This window comes from Diaphorobacter aerolatus (genome assembly GCF_014489535.1).
Lineage (GTDB): Bacteria > Pseudomonadota > Gammaproteobacteria > Burkholderiales > Burkholderiaceae_C > Diaphorobacter_A > Diaphorobacter_A aerolatus.
The window spans coordinates 1075969-1090520 of sequence record NZ_CP060783.1 but is presented as its reverse complement, the minus strand read 5'-3'; the positions used below and the strand labels follow the sequence as shown (position 1 = coordinate 1090520).

General features: G+C 61.8%; 11 protein-coding genes and 2 pseudogenes. 5 read left to right on the top strand and 8 right to left on the bottom strand.

The genetic code is table 11. From position 1 onward, the window contains the following. Positions 1 to 49 precede the first annotated feature (49 nt). The 3 genes and pseudogenes from H9K75_RS05090 to H9K75_RS05080 form a co-directional block, all read right to left on the bottom strand. Positions 50 to 1017: pseudogene (locus H9K75_RS05090) on the bottom strand (DUF6976 family protein). 35 nt (positions 1018 to 1052) lie between these two features. Next, positions 1053 to 1817 carry a hypothetical protein gene (locus H9K75_RS05085; RefSeq protein ID WP_187725005.1) on the bottom strand — a complete coding sequence of 255 codons (765 nt, stop codon included), beginning with the start codon at positions 1815 to 1817 and terminating at the stop codon, positions 1053 to 1055. A 577-nt stretch (positions 1818 to 2394) separates the two neighbouring features. Further along, positions 2395 to 3291 carry a LysR family transcriptional regulator gene (locus tag H9K75_RS05080; protein WP_187725912.1) on the bottom strand — a complete coding sequence of 299 codons (897 nt, stop codon included), beginning with the start codon at positions 3289 to 3291 and terminating at the stop codon, positions 2395 to 2397. 195 nt (positions 3292 to 3486) lie between these two features. On the opposite strand from H9K75_RS05080, the gene H9K75_RS05075 reads away from it, so the two are divergent. Genes H9K75_RS05075 through H9K75_RS05065 form a run of 3 tightly spaced genes read left to right on the top strand, consistent with a single transcriptional unit; the run spans position 3487 to position 7416 of the window. Next, positions 3487 to 5226, top strand: coding sequence for an acyl-CoA dehydrogenase family protein (locus tag H9K75_RS05075; protein ID WP_187725004.1), 1740 nt, complete (start codon positions 3487 to 3489; stop codon positions 5224 to 5226). A 50-nt stretch (positions 5227 to 5276) separates the two neighbouring features. Beyond that, on the top strand, positions 5277 to 6263 hold the full coding sequence (locus H9K75_RS05070) for a Bug family tripartite tricarboxylate transporter substrate binding protein (RefSeq protein ID WP_187725003.1): 987 nt from the start codon (positions 5277 to 5279) through the stop codon (positions 6261 to 6263). 22 nt (positions 6264 to 6285) lie between these two features. Next, positions 6286 to 7416, top strand: coding sequence for a CaiB/BaiF CoA transferase family protein (locus H9K75_RS05065; protein WP_187725002.1), 1131 nt, complete (start codon positions 6286 to 6288; stop codon positions 7414 to 7416). A 21-nt stretch (positions 7417 to 7437) separates the two neighbouring features. Here the strand turns inward: H9K75_RS05065 and H9K75_RS05060 are convergent, their stop codons facing one another. The 3 genes from H9K75_RS05060 to H9K75_RS05050 all read right to left on the bottom strand — a co-directional run bounded on the left by H9K75_RS05060 (position 7438) and on the right by H9K75_RS05050 (position 10810). Continuing rightward, entirely contained in the window at positions 7438 to 8385 is a 948-nt protein-coding gene (locus H9K75_RS05060; protein WP_226858531.1) for a ParB N-terminal domain-containing protein, read from the bottom strand. A 73-nt stretch (positions 8386 to 8458) separates the two neighbouring features. Then, positions 8459 to 9844, bottom strand: coding sequence for a prephenate-dependent tRNA uridine(34) hydroxylase TrhP (gene trhP, locus H9K75_RS05055; protein WP_187725001.1), 1386 nt, complete (start codon positions 9842 to 9844; stop codon positions 8459 to 8461). Between the two features lie 81 nt (positions 9845 to 9925). After that, complete coding sequence (locus H9K75_RS05050) at positions 9926 to 10810, bottom strand: LysR family transcriptional regulator (RefSeq protein WP_187725910.1); 885 nt, start codon at positions 10808 to 10810, stop codon at positions 9926 to 9928. A gap of 325 nt (positions 10811 to 11135) precedes the next feature. Here H9K75_RS05050 and H9K75_RS05045 point away from each other — a divergent pair, with 325 nt between their 5' ends. Then, positions 11136 to 11639 (top strand): macro domain-containing protein, encoded by a 504-nt coding sequence (locus H9K75_RS05045; protein WP_187725000.1) that lies wholly within the window; start codon positions 11136 to 11138, stop codon positions 11637 to 11639. Positions 11640 to 11819: 180 nt separating this feature from the next. Then, positions 11820 to 12575, top strand: coding sequence for a sulfite exporter TauE/SafE family protein (locus H9K75_RS05040; RefSeq protein ID WP_226858530.1), 756 nt, complete (start codon positions 11820 to 11822; stop codon positions 12573 to 12575). A 22-nt stretch (positions 12576 to 12597) separates the two neighbouring features. On the opposite strand, the gene H9K75_RS05035 is transcribed toward H9K75_RS05040, so the two are convergent. Both H9K75_RS05035 and H9K75_RS05030 read right to left on the bottom strand, forming a co-directional pair. Next, the gene (locus tag H9K75_RS05035; protein ID WP_187724998.1) at positions 12598 to 13179 is read right to left on the bottom strand and encodes a response regulator transcription factor; all 582 of its coding nucleotides are present in this window, start codon (positions 13177 to 13179) and stop codon (positions 12598 to 12600) included. After that, a pseudogene (locus tag H9K75_RS05030) lies at positions 13166 to 14542 on the bottom strand (ATP-binding protein). The gene H9K75_RS05035 and the pseudogene H9K75_RS05030 overlap by 14 nt, the downstream one beginning before the upstream one ends. Positions 14543 to 14552: the final 10 nt, after the last annotated feature.

Below are 14552 nucleotides of genomic sequence, written 5' to 3'. Positions count from 1 at the left end.
ATAGGCGGGTTTTTTGTTTTGTCTTTCCTGCGTAAATGACTCAACGCGCCTAGACCGGCTCCACCCGCAGATAGACCAGCGTCTGGTTGAGCAACTGATACGCCACTTCACCAAAGGTCATCGGCCCCCACATGTCGGGCAGCTTCTTGCCTTCGAGGTCGGCGTAGAGATAGTTCAGGATGCAGTTGCACGCAAAGCTCACGGGCTTTTGGTCATGCGGCAGGCGCTCGTGGAAGGCGGCCACGTAGTCGGCCACGGGGCGGCGAAGCGGTAGTCGACGCCTTCGAAAAGCGGCGCATACATGTCTACCGTGCCGTCATCGTTGAGGCTCTTGATGCTTGCGTTGACCATGGCGCCGCAATAGTCGGCAACCAGCGGCAAGCGTGTGTCGATCTGATTGCTTTTCACGAAGTCGGACAGGCGCATGGGCTTGCCGTCCACGCTGCATTGGTCGATGTGAAATCCCGTGTTGTTGAACTGCAGCAGCGGGCCCTTGCCTTGCTCGAACAGGTTCAGGATGTCGATGTGCGCCACGAGGTGGGGCGGCAGCGGCATGTGCATGACCACGACTTTTTCGCGCTCGAACGCGAGCGTCTGGCCGTTCACCGCCATGGGGATCTGTTTGTCCATCTGCTCCAGATGGATGCCGCTGATCCAGCCGATCAAGGGCTTGACGTACATGTCGTCATAGCTCGGTGCGTTGCGGGCGAACGAGGTATGAACGCCCGAGAACGCCGGGATCACGATGATCGAGAAGCCATGGTCGGGACCGTCAAGGCAGATCTGGTCCAGCGTGGACTCGTCATAACTCTTGACTTGCGGCAGCAGGCCAGAGGACGGCAGGGGCGCGACGAAAACGCCTTGCTGTGTGGTCTGGCCGCCATCCTGTCCGAGAAAGTAGGGGATGGTGCCGCCGATCCAGTTGCCCGCAGGCAGTTGGCGCAGTTGCGATTCGTCGCCAGCAATGCTGTAGCTGTTGCCGGAGCGGATCAGTTCGGCCGCGAGTTCGACCGGCATCATGCGACCGCCGGACGCGTTGGGGCTCGGGCGACTCATATCGCAATCACTTTGAGTTGATTGATTTCATCGGCCAACTGGGTCGCGTTGTTCGTGAAGTAGCGGTGCAGCTTGGCGCACTTGAGTCGGCGCGTGGCTTCGTCGGACGAGGCTTCCACTTCGGTGCGCAGGCGCGCCAGCAACAGGCGCAGCGCGAACACATTGGTCTGCAGCGGGGCTTCGCCGCTGCCGATGAGTGTCCAGATGGGCGAATCGGCGCCGGGGATCGGGGAACTGGCCGCCGCCTTTTGCGTGACTTCCGTGAGCGCCATCTGCCGCATGGTCGATTCATGCGAGCGCAGTCGTTGCAACGCGGCAGGCTCTACCGGCAGCGACGCGCCGCCGGTGCGATCCAGTGAGAACCGGAAGCGCCACAAGGTATCGAGATCGATGCGGTGCAGCTTGCAGATGCTGCCCAGATCGGCGCCGCTGCAAAGCAACTCCACCAGATAGCTGGCCATGGCTCGCGTGAATGCCTGATCGCGCGGACCGGCCCACGTCTGCTCGAACAGCTTCTCATCTCCATCAAGCACCGCGTGCACATAGGTGGGCATGCCGCCGAAATCGAGATGTCGCCACGCGTGGCGCGGGCCGTCGACGTTTTCCCACTGTTCCTTGCCGAACCAGTGGGTGACCTTTTTCACGCGACCCACGAGCAGTTCCAGAGCAGAGCCGTCCCTTGACAGCCGGATCTGATGCAAATTCCAGTCACCGCTCAAGCCAAGCAGCAGCTTGAACGCGTTGTTGTTCTGAGAACTCAATTTTCCGCCTCCCTGATCGCCATGGACGTGCAACTGCAGCGGATGTGCTGCCGATGCGTTAGTTGGATAGATTTTCTCGATAGCGACTTGTATTCTGATATAGGAGTTCTGGTTAACAAACAGTCATTGCGTTCAGAAACAACACAAATTAAAAGGTTTTTTTACTGTGTGGTTTTTTGGTGTATAGCATTTAGACGCGCAAATTCACCGAGAAGGCACGAAAGTGGCTCGAGAAAATAACTGGTTTAAAACACAGTTTTAGCTTGCAGGATCGTGCTGTATTTTTATACAGTAATTGCTGTATAGTATGGATACTCACGAAGGCTGGAACGGATTTGATAGCTAAAGAGATGTGGAAGCGACCATACTTCATGAATAACAATTGCTCACATTCAATCCGTGTTTGCATACAATTGCAGCATTTCTCTCTTGACCCTATTTCGCATCCCTCTTTCATGACTCAGCTCAACAAATGCAAGGCAATCTGTGTTTCTGCATGGAAACATTTTGTTCAGTGGCTCTGACGGTTTTTGGCTCGCAATAGCGAGTCCTTTCAAGGCCTCCGGCTTGCGGGCTACTACTGCGGGAACTGGTCGCCGGTGGCCTCGCGAAGGCAGCCCAGCAGTGCCTGTACCAGCGGGTTGTCGGGCGTCTTGCGCCACACTGCCAATAGTTCCGACACCGGTTGTTCTCCAGCGAGCGGCTTGAAGATCACGCGCGGCATGCCCACGCGCTGAAGCGAGGCGGGTGCAATCGCCACGCCCTGACCCAGCGAGACGAGAGACAGCACCGAGAGCCAGTGCCGCACCTCGTGGCGGATCTCGGGCGAGAAACCATGGGCCTGACACATCTCGATGATGCGGCGGTGGTAGATCGGCGAGACCTGGCTCAGAAACAGGATCAGGCGCTCGTTTTTCAGCTCGGGTAGCTGGATCACATCTAGCGCGGTGAGCGCGTGGCCTTCGGGCAGGCAGGCCATGAACGGCTCGTCCATGAGCTTGAGGCTGCTGACGTCGTCCGGTGGTCGCACGGAGTGCACCAACCCCAGGTCGAGCCGCGCCTGCTGCAACTCCTGCAATTGCTCGGCGCTGTTGAGTTCCAGCATGTCCACGCGCACTTGCGGATGCAGTGCCTGGAAGGCCTGCAGCGCCTGCGGCACGCCGCGATACAGACTGGCTCCGACGAATCCGACGCGCAAATGCCCGCGCACGCCGCGCGCCACATCGCTTGTTTCCTGCGCGGCCTGACTCGAGAGTGCGAGGATTTGCCGGGCGCGCGGCAGGAGATGCTCACCGGCGGCCGTCAGTCGCACTTCCTTGCTGTTGCGCTCGAATAGCTGTGCCTGAACCTGCTCCTCCAACTGCTTGATCGCCACGCTCAATGGTGGCTGCGAGATGGAGAGACGCGCCGCGGCACGCCCGAAATGCAGCTCATCGGCCAGCGCGGCGAAGTAGCGGAGTAGTCGGAATTCGATCATCTGGATGCGAATGATGCAATCAGCTTGGGCAGTTAATAATATTTATTAAATATCAAACGAGATTTTAATAATATTTGACGCGAATCATTGGCGGCGCTGAAATATGACGTGCTTCCTTCGCGGTACCGAGTGCGTACTTCGAAAAGCCAACGGGCACGGAAGCGACGTTCACCGGATTTCAAGGAGACACAGATGTCGGCGATTGCAAGGCCCCAGGCGGCCACCGTCCAGCGAACAGCGGCCATCCAGAAGGTCGCCGATGCGCGTCCCGCCGTGAGCAACGCGCACCCGGTGCCGGATCGTCACGGCGCGAACTTCTACGTCACCGATCCTGAACTGGAGTCGCTGCTCAAGCTCTACCTTCCCGAAGCGCTGTTCCTGCATCTGCTGCCGCATTTCACGCGCATGGGGGAGCTGGCCGGCGGGCGGCTCGATGAACTGGCGGGCATTGCGGACAAGAATCCGCCCGTGCTTGAACACCGCAGCCGTTCGGGAGAGAACCGCCAGCGCATCATCAAGCACGCTGCCTACGAAGAAATGGAACGCGTCGCCTATGGTGAATTCGGCCTGCAGGCCATCTCGCATCGCGAAGACATGCTGGGCTGGAACGGCAAGCTGCCGCCCATCGTCAAGTACGCGTTGACCTATCTGTTCGTGCAGGCCGAGTTCGGCCTGTGCTGTCCGCTGTCGATGACCGATTCGCTCACGCGCACGCTCAAGAAATTCGGTGAGCCCGAACTGCTCGACAAGTACCTGCCGCAACTGCTCTCGCTCGATTGGGATGCGCAGGCGCAGGGCGCCATGTTCATGACCGAGCAGGCGGCGGGCTCGGACATCTCCAACACGCAGACCATCGCATATCCGAATGCCGATGGCTCATGGCGGCTGGTGGGCGACAAATGGTTCTGCTCGAATCCCGATGCGGAATTTGCCATGGTGCTGGCGCGCGTCGATGGCGATCCTGCCGGCATGAAGGGCATCTCGCTGTTCCTGCTGCCACGCTATCTCGACGATGGCAGCACCAATCGCTACCGCATCGTCCGGCTCAAGGAAAAGCTGGGCACACGTTCGATGGCGAGCGGCGAGATCACGCTCGAAGGCGCGCAGGCGTGGCTGGTCGGCGAGCGCGGACGTGGCTTCGTGCAGATGGCCGACATGGTCAACAACTCGCGCCTGTCCAACGGCGTGCGCTCGGCCGGCATGATGCGTCGCGCCGTGGCCGAGGCCGAATACGTGGCGCACGAACGCACTGCATTCGGCAAGCGCCTTGAGGACATGCCGCTCATGCGCAGGCAGCTCGACAAGCTGCGCGTACCGGCAGAGCAGGCACGCACCATGGTGTTCCAGACGGCGCAGACGCTGGCGCGCTCTGATGCGGGCGACAAGGAGGCCTATGCGCTGCTGCGCATTCTTACGCCAATGATCAAATTCCGCGCCTGCCGCGACGCCCGCAAGGTCACGGGAGACGCGATGGAGGTTCGCGGTGGTTGCGGCTACATCGAGGAATGGAGCGATCCGCGCCTGGTGCGCGATGCGCATCTGGGCTCGATCTGGGAGGGCACGAGCAACATCGTTGCCCTGGATGTGATTCGCGCCATCAAGCGCGAGGGTTCGCTTCCCGTGCTGCAGAAATACCTGATGGGCCTGCTCGCGGATGCGGCCCTCCAGCCTGCCTACGACAAGGCGCTGCGCGAGGCGCTGTCGCGCGCAAGCGCACTCGCCGAAACGACGACGGAGAACGGCCATGAACACCTGGCACGCCAGACGGCCACGGCGCTCTATTGCTGCACCTCGGCGATTGCCATGGCATGGGAAGCGTCAAAGACCGGCTCGAAGGAGCGTTTGCGTCTGTCGCAATTGGTGCTGGTGAACCGTCTCCTGCCGCGTGATCCGCTGTGTGCCGATGGCGGCATACCGCCAGCATGGTCCTGATCGTTTCGAGACAGCAGCAATTCCAACAAGACAAACAAGGAGACAGACGCATGTTCAACAAGCGTGGATTCGTGATCGCCCTCGCGGCAACCGCCGCCGCATGCCTGCCCGTCGGCAAAGGCATTGCTGCGGAAAAATTTCCTGAGCGCACGGTGAGTTTCGTCGTGCCATTTCCGCCCGGGGGACCCACCGATGCCATGGCGCGGGTGCTGGCCGTGGAGCTGGGAAAAGAGCTTGGACAGAGCGTGATCGTGGAGAACAAGGCCGGCGCGGGCGGCAATATCGGTGCCGAATTTCTTGAACGCGCCAAGCCCGACGGCTACACGATCATGTTCGGCACTTCGGGTCCTCTGGCCATCAACCAGAGCCTCTACAAAAAGATGAGCTACGACCCGCGCATCAGCTTCACGCCCATCATGTACGTGGGCTACCTGCCCAACATCCTGGTGGTGCGCGAGAACCTGGATGTGAAGAATGTGAAAGAACTGATCGCGCTCGACAAGTCCAGTCCCAACAAGCTGAGCTTTGCGTCCTCGGGCAATGGCGCCTCGTCGCACCTGGCCGGTGTGATGTTCAATGAACTCGCTGGCACCACGCTGATGCACGTGCCCTACAAGGGCACAGGTCCGGCACTCAACGATCTGCTGGCGGGGCAGGTGGACATGACCTTCACCGACATTCTGACGGCCATGCCCTACATCAAGGCGAATCGCGTCCGGGCGCTTGGCGTCGCTACCGCCAGACGCTCCACCGCCATGCCCGACATTCCCAGCATCGCCGAGCAAGGTCTCAAGGGCTATGACGTAAGCGTGTTCTTTGGTGTCGTCGCCCCCAAGGGCATGCCCGGTGACCGCGTGCAGATCCTGAATCAGGCGTTTGCCAAGGCTCTCGACTCGGACAATGTGAAGAAGGCCTTTGCCGCTCAAGGCCTTGAGCGTGGCCCGGATACGAGTCCCGCCTATCTGTCCAGATTCATCGCGGCCGAGGTGGATCGTTGGCGTGACGTGGTCAAAAAATCCGGCGTGACGCTCGATTGAAACTTCGCACAGGCAACGCATGATGACGAATTCGACAATGGGGGCGGGGGCCTTGCAGGGACTGCGTGTGCTCGATCTCTCGCGCATTCTCGGTGGCCCGCTGTGCGGCCAGATACTGGGCGATCACGGTGCCGATGTGCTCAAGATCGAGCCGCCGCAAGGTGACGACACGCGCACCTGGGGACCGCCGTTTCGCGACGGCGTCGCCTCGTACTACTACGGCCTCAATCGCAACAAGCGCATCCAGTTCCTCGACCTCGCCACGCAGGACGGACAGCAGCGCGTGCGCGAACTGATGGCCAGAGCCGACGTGGTGGTGGAGAACTTCAAGATCGGAACGATGGAAAAATGGGGCATAGGCTGGGAACAGATCCAGCACGAGTTCCCCGCGCTCATCTGGTGCCGCGTATCGGGTTTCGGTGAGGATGGCCCGCTGGGTGCGCTACCCGGCTACGACGCGGCGATCCAGGCCATGGCCGGTGTCATGAGCGTCAATGGCGAAGCGGGCGGTGATCCGCTGCGCGTGGGACTGCCCGTGGTCGATATGGTGACCGGCATGAACGCCGTCATCGGCGTGCTGCTGGCGCTGCACGAACGCGGGCGCAGCGGCAAGGGCCAGCTCATCAACGCCTCGCTCTACGATTCGGGTATCTCGCTGCTGCATCCCCATGCCGCCAACTGGTTCATGAACGGCAAACTCCCCGAGCGCACCGGCAATGCGCATCCCAACATCTATCCCTACGACGTGGTGAATACCGGCTCGTCGCCGATTTTTCTCGCGGTAGGCAACGACCGCCAATTCAGGCTGATGTGCGATCACCTCGGGCAACCGGACCTCGGCAGCGACGAGCGCTTCGCCACGGCGGGCCAGCGCTCCGTGCACCGGGTGGCTCTCAAGGCCATCCTCGAGCACATCCTCGCGTCCCATGACGGCGTGCAACTGGCCGATCAACTCATGGCCATCGGCGTGCCCGCAGCGCCGGTGCTCGACGTCGAGCAGGCACTGGAAGCGCCGCATACCAGGCACAGCGAAATGGTGGTCCGCATGGGCGACTACCGCGGTCTCGGCGCACCGGTAAAACTCAGCAGGACGCCAGCGACCTATCGGTTTGCGCCGTTGGTGCAAGGGCAGGACTTTCTGCCGGATGAGTGATCGGGCCTCGCGAAGCCTCCGTCAAACCTGCTCGGCCAGCAGATCCTGTAGCGCCTTGACCTGCTGGCGCAGGCGCTCGTTTTCGGCCTCGAGTTCGGTGACGCGCTGCCTGAGTTCGTCTGCGGATTTCTCGGGCGCAGCGTTGCCTTCGTCGGGATCGGCATCGGCCTCCGAGGTCGTCGGCGCTTCGGCTTTGGGTTTCTTCTTGGCGTCGCGCACGCGTTTGGCGGCGGCCTTGAGTTCCTGCGCTCCGCCCTGGGCGGCAGCGGCTTGTTCGGATTGGGGCAGGGACGAAACCACGGCCGCGGCGTTGAGCGAGAGTTCTCCCGATTTCACGGCGGCCACCACTTCGGGTGCGGCGTTTTCCTGAATCGCCTCGATCATCTTTAACTGGCTTGCGGTCAGGCGCGCGGCACGAGCCAGAGCCTCGCGTGTGTCGAGCGCGTCATCGGGCACCCTGGCCACGCTTGCGAGCGCCTTGGCGACCACCGGGTCGGTGTCGCCTTCCCATGGCGCCTGTTCGCCGCCATTGGCCTCCTTGGCTTCGGCCTTGGCGGCAACGACTGCCGCGGCGGCGGCCGCACGGCGCTCGGCGATGATTTCGCGCTTGCGCAGTGCCAGCACGCCGCGCTGGAATTCGCTCACGCTGCGGCGACCCAGGTGCTGGTCGATCATCCACAGATGCACGTCCTCCATGCGCTTGAAGCGCGTGTTCTGCATCGTGTGGAACGGCAGTCCATGTTTCTGGCAGATGCCGAAGCGGTTGTGTCCGTCGATCAGGATATTGCCCCAGAGCACCAGTGCATCGCGGCAGCCTTCGTCGAGGATGCTGCGCTCCAGCGACTCATATTCATCGGGCGTGAGCGGGTCGATATACGCCTTGAGTTCCGGCAGCACGACGATGTCGTCGGCCGTGGGGTTGTCGAGCTTGTGGTCGGGATTGGCGTTGGCGGGAAGTTCGTAGGTCATCGGAGCGAAACAAAAGGACGAACAAGAAAGGCCCTGATTTCAGGGCCTTTCTTGTTCACAGGGAAAGAAAGGGTCAGGCAGCGTCGGTCTGCAGCAGGCGCGAAATCAGCGCGCCTTCGACCGGGCCTTCAAGCGGGATGCGCACGCGCACGGGGTTGCCTTGCGCCACCTGAACCGGTTCACCTTCGAGGTTGAACATCTTCTCGAGTTTCACCTGGCGATTGCCTTGCGGGTGAATGATCTCCAGCGTGTCGCCGACCTGGAAGCGGTTCTTGGTCTCGACCTCGGCGAGGCCATTTTCATAGCCGCGCACCTCGCCCACGAAGTGGCTGCGCTGCAGCACGCTGTGGCCGGTTTCGTAGTTCTGGTAATCCTGCGAGGGACGGCGCTCCATCAGGCCGCCGGTGTAGCCGCGATTGGCAAGGCCTTCGAGTTCGGTGATCAGCTCGGGATTGAACGCACGGCCCGCTACCGCGTCGTCGATGGCGCGGCGATAGACCTGCGCGGTGCGCGCCACGTAGTACAGGCTCTTGGTACGGCCTTCGATCTTCAGCGAATCGATGCCGATCTTCACGAGGCGCTCGACATGCTCCACGGCGCGCAGGTCCTTGGAATTCATGATGTAGGTACCGTGCTCGTCCTCCATGATCGGCATGTGCTCGCCGGGACGACCCATTTCCTCGATCAGGTAGACCTGTTCGGCCTTTGGATGGCGCTCGCCATTGCCGCAGGTCGACGAGGTGAACATCGAATCGGCCTCTTCGCGTGCCTTCTCGAAGTTGAAGCCGTTGTCCATGGTCTGGGCCAGCGCTTCGCCGGTGTTGGGGTCGACCGCAGCGCCGTGCGTCTTGTATTCCCAGCGGCAGGCATTGGTGCAGGTCCCCTGATTGGGATCGCGGCGATTGAAATAGCCTGAGAGCAGGCAGCGGCCCGAATAGGCGATGCACAGCGCGCCGTGCACGAACACTTCGAGCTCCATGTCCGGGCATTCCTGGCGGATCTTCTCGATCTCGTCGAGACTCAGTTCGCGCGACAGGATGATGCGCGAGACGCCGGCCTTCTGCCAGAACTTCACCGTCGCGTAGTTGGTGGTATTGGCCTGCACCGAGAGGTGAATCTCGGCCTCGGGCCACTTTTCCTTCACCATCATCATCAGACCCGGATCGGCCATGATGAACGCGTCGGGCTTGAGATCCATCACGGGAGCGATGTCGCGCAGGTAGGTGCGCACCTTGTCGTTGTGCGCGATCAGGTTGCTCGTGACGAAGAATTTCTTGCCCCGCGCATGCGCCTCCTGAATGCCCTGGGCAATCTGCTCAAGGCGGAATTCGTTGTTGCGGGCGCGCAGGCTGTAGCGCGGCTGGCCGGCGTAGATCGCGTCGGCGCCGAAATCATAGGCGGCACGCATCTTGTCGAGCGAGCCGGCAGGCAGCAGCAGTTCGGGGGCTTTCAAGGTCATGAGGCGTATTTTCCCAGATGTGGATGCAGCTTTCCTGCGCAGTGTTTTTTGGCCGGGTTTTGATGGCGGTGCAGGACAGCGTCAATCACCCTTCAACTGGCCCACGAGGGCCTGCGCGGGCGCTGGGAGTTCATCGAAGTTGCGGCAGCAGATCAGCATCTGGCGGTTGGCCCAGGCGTCGGTCAGCGCAACGCCTTTGACGCCGAGCGCGCGGGCATGTCTCTGCGCGGCGATGCGCGGCATGATCGCCACGCCGGTTCCCAGGCCTACCAGTTGGCATACGGCCTCGAGATGGTTGAGCCGCGCCCGGAAGTGCAGGCGCTTGCCAAGTTGCTGCGCCTGACGCGCCAGCAGCGTCTGCAACGCGTTTTCGTTGGCAAGGCCGATGAAGTCCAGATCCACCGCGTCGGCCAGTGAGACGCTGCGTGCGCCCGCCAGCGCGTGATCCCGGGGCACGACCAGCACCAGCGGATCGGGGCGAAAGGGCAGTGTCTGCAAACCTTGCAGATCCACGTTATCGGCTGCAATGCCGAGTTGCGCGGTTCCTGCGCGCAGGGCGTCGGCGATCTGCGAACTGGTGCGGTCTTCGATATGCAGGGAAATCCTCGGATGCAGCGCGAGGAACGCGGCCAGCGGCCTGGGTAGGTGTTCGCTGATCGTGGAGGTGTTGCACAGCAGGTGGACCTGACCGGCCAGACCCTCGCCAAAGTCGTGCATCTCGGATTGCAGTTGCTGCATTTGCTGGAGCACGAGCCGCGCATGGCGAAGCACCATATGACCCGCTGCGGTGGGCTGCACCCCGCGCCGCTCGCGCACCAGCAGCGTGACACCGGCGTTGTCCTCCATGCCGCGAATCCGCTCGCTCGCGGAGGCCAGCGACAGGTGGCTGCGTTCCGCGCCCGAGGTGATGGATCCTGCCTCTACGGTGTTCACGAACAGCCGCAGGTCGATCAGGTCAAAGTGCAGTGACATGCGGGCAAGCCTAGCACAGGGCGTGTAGTGCCTCAGGCCAGGCCTGAGTTTGAGGTCCTTTGCATGAGGCACCGTTTTGGGAAGACCAACCCGATCCATTTTTTGTAGTAAATCAACCATCGGTTATTTATTGGTTGATTTTTTATTAAATAGATTTTTCTTCCTGATTTAATGATCACGCGTAGGTATTTGAATTTTAAGATGAAAGTATACGAGGGAGATATTAATAGAGTTATTGACTCCATTATTTCGATCTCGTTTTCGGATTATGTATAGTGAAAAAGGAACGTCATATTTTTATTGAAACCGGAGTCAATGCATGATCAAGGAAGTCACGGGCGATATCTTGTTGAGCAAGGCCGAATTGCTGGCGCACGGCATATCGGCGCACGACCCTTTTGACAGCGGCCTCGCGCTCGCACTGCGCGAGCGCTGGCCGTCGCTGGTCAAGGATTTTCGGCACGACACGCGCTCGCGGCCCATCGCGGTGGGCGAGGTGTGGGGCTGGACGGGCCTGCTCCCCGAGGGCGGCGTGCGCAGGATTTTGAATCTGGTCACGCAGGACACGCTGGGTCAGGGCCCGAGCGCCAAGCCCGGCAAGGCGACGATTGAAAACGTCCGCCATGCGCTGCAGAACATGGCCAGGCATGTGCGTGCGGAGAACATTGGAAGCGTGGCTCTTCCACGCCTTGCCACCGGCGTGGGTGGACTCGAATGGGAGCAGGTCAGGCCGCTCGTTGACCAGTATCTCGGCGAGCTCGGCATACCCGTGATCGTCTACACCACGTACCAACGGAACCTGCCCGCGTCCGAGGAGCTCTGACTCGCCGAAGCTTGCGGTTCACCTGAACGCCATGCCGTCGCCCGACGCATGGCGTTCTGCTTTGCGCTTGAGCCTTCGGCAGGGCCTGAGGCTGGCTCCGGAACTGGCGCATTGGCAGCTCGAATACCTATGCACACAATGCCACCCATAGATGAATCGCAAGACAGGTGGCATTCAAAAATGGAAATTTCAAACTGGACCGTATCGACGCCCTCGTGGCTGATGGTTGCCGTGGCCGTGTTCGTACTGGCCGGCATGGTCAAGGGTATTGTCGGGCTGGGGCTTCCGACCGTGGCGATGGGCCTGCTCGCGCTACGCATGCCGCCTGCGGAAGCAGCGGCGCTGTTGATCATCCCGTCGCTGGTGACCAATATCTGGCAGATGCGCCCCTGGGGATCGCTTGGCGCATCGTTCTCGCGCATGTGGCCGATGCAGGTCGCGATCTGCCTGGGGACGGCCGTGGGTGCGTGGTTGATCGGCGCACCGGCGGGCGCCTGGGCCAATGTGGCGCTCGGTATTGCCTTGGTGATCTATGCCGGCTGGGCCTTGCTTGGGGCGCAGTGGCGTGTCTCGCCGCAGCAGGAGCGCTGGATGGGGCCGGTCGTCGGTGCGATCACGGGTGGCGTGACGGCGGGAACGGGCGTGTTCGTCATACCGGCGGTTCCCTATCTGCAATCGCTGAACATGCAGCGCGACGAGCTGATTCAGACCATGGGCCTGTGCTTCACGGTCTCGACCCTGGCGCTGGCCGCCGGTCTCGCGTGGAATGGCAGCTTCACGACGGGCGACGTGGGCTGGTCGGCCGTGCTGCTGATTCCGGCGATTGTCGGCATGCAGATCGGCACCTGGCTGCGTTCGAGGCTGTCTCCGCTGTGGTTCAAGCGCTGCCTGATGGTCAGCCTGATGCTGCTGGGCGCATCGATGGTGGTGCGCTGAACGTCCGAATCGGCAGCCGCGCTCAGACCCGGCGCTTTTCCAGCTTGCGCGTCAGCGTTCTGCGGTGCATGCCAAGGCGCCGCGCGGCCTCGGAAATATTGAAACCGGTTTCTGCCAGCACCTCGTGGATGCGTTCCCATTCCAGCGTCTTGATCGAGCTGGAGCGGTTGGTCAGCTCGGTTGCCTCGTTGCCCTCGGTGAAGCCGAATGCGGCCTCGATGTCGTCGGTGTTGGAGGGTTTGGCGAGATAGTGGCACGCGCCGAGCTTCACCGCCTCGACGGCCGTGGTGATGCTCGCATAACCGGTGAGCACGACGATCAGCATGTCTTCATCGTGCGCATGCAGCTTGCGAACGCAGGCAAGTCCGGTGGCTTCGCCCTTGAGCTTGAGGTCGACGACCGCGTAGCCGGGGGTATGGTTCCGGAGCAGCGTCTCCATGTGCTCGAGACTCTCGGCATGCAGCACCCTGTAGCCCCGGCGCTCGAAGGAACGCGCGAGGGTGCGGGCAAAGGCCTCGTCATCTTCCACGATCATCAGCAGGCGCTGCGCGCTGCCCTGCGGTCCATCGGCGTTGTCTGGCACCGGCGTGTCATTGTTTTGCATGGGGCTTACCAATCTCGGAGTTTGTCTCTTTGTTGTTATCGTCGGTCGCGGGCAGGATGATGGAGTGCAGCGGCAACGTGATCGTCACCACCGCGCCGCTGTCCGCGCGATTGCGCGCCTGAACGCTGCCCCAAGCGTGCGGGCCACGTTCATCGCGAGGAACAGTCCGAGACCCCGCCGGGGCGGCCCTTGCTCGATACGTAGGGCGTGCCGTAGCGGGCGAGAATGTCCTTGGAAAATCCGGGGCCGTCGTCGCAGACGGTGATCACGAGCGCGGTGCTGGTGCGCTCGGCGATCAGCGCCACCCAATCGGGCGAGGCGTCCCTGGCATTGTCGAGCACGTTGAATACCATCTGCTCCAACGTGGCATCGGAGACCATCGGGCTGTCTGCGCCGAAGTTGTTTTCGTAGGCGAAGGTGCGCACCGGGCGCGTGCGCTCCCATTCCTCGGCCAGCGAGTCGAGGAATTCGCAGACCGTGGTCTCTGCCGATGCTTCACCGCGAGCCTCACCGGCGGACATCAGGATGTCGCTCACGATGGTCTTGCAGCGTTGCAACTGGATCTGCATCTCGGCGACTTCTTCCTGCAGCACGGCGTTGCCCGAGAGTGCCGGGTCGCGCTTCCAGTCGCCAAGAATCACGGCCATGGTGGCCAGTGGCGTGCCCAGTTCATGCGCCGCGCCCGAGGCCAGCAGCCCCATGCGCACCACGTGTTCCTCCTCCGTTGCGCGCTGGCGCGCGGCGGCCAGACGTGCGTCGCGCAGGCGCAGGGTACGCGCGATGCGCGTGATGAACACCACGATCAGGATCGCGTTGAGCACAAAGCACACCAGCAGGCCGATCACGTAGGGACTGGCAAGACCCTGGATCGGATCGTGCGCCACGGACAGGCCCACATGGTGGTTGGACAGCACGAAGAAGCACACGGCGGTGATCAGCACGATCGTCCAGATGTAGCCACCGCGCAGCAGCATCGCGCCGACGGCGATCTGCAGGAGGTACAGGAACACGAACGGGTTGCTGCTGCCGCCGCTCAAATAAAGCTGCACCGTGAGCACGGCGACATCCACCAGCAGCGCGAGAAACAGCTCGACGTTGCGCACGCCGCGCCCGGTGCGCCAACGCAGCATGCTGACCACGTTGAAGATGGCGAGGCAGCCGACCACCATGAGCATTGCCTGCACGGGCAGCCGCAGGTTCAGCGCATAGTGCGCGACCGCGATGGTGAAGACCTGCCGAGCACGGCGATCCAGCGCAGCTGTATGAGCTGGTGCAGATTCTTGAGACCCGCGTGCGTGCGCGGCGAACGCATGGCACGCGCGGGAATGCCGGTGGTGTCAACGAGGCTGCCGCTGCTGTTCATGGGTCTGGAT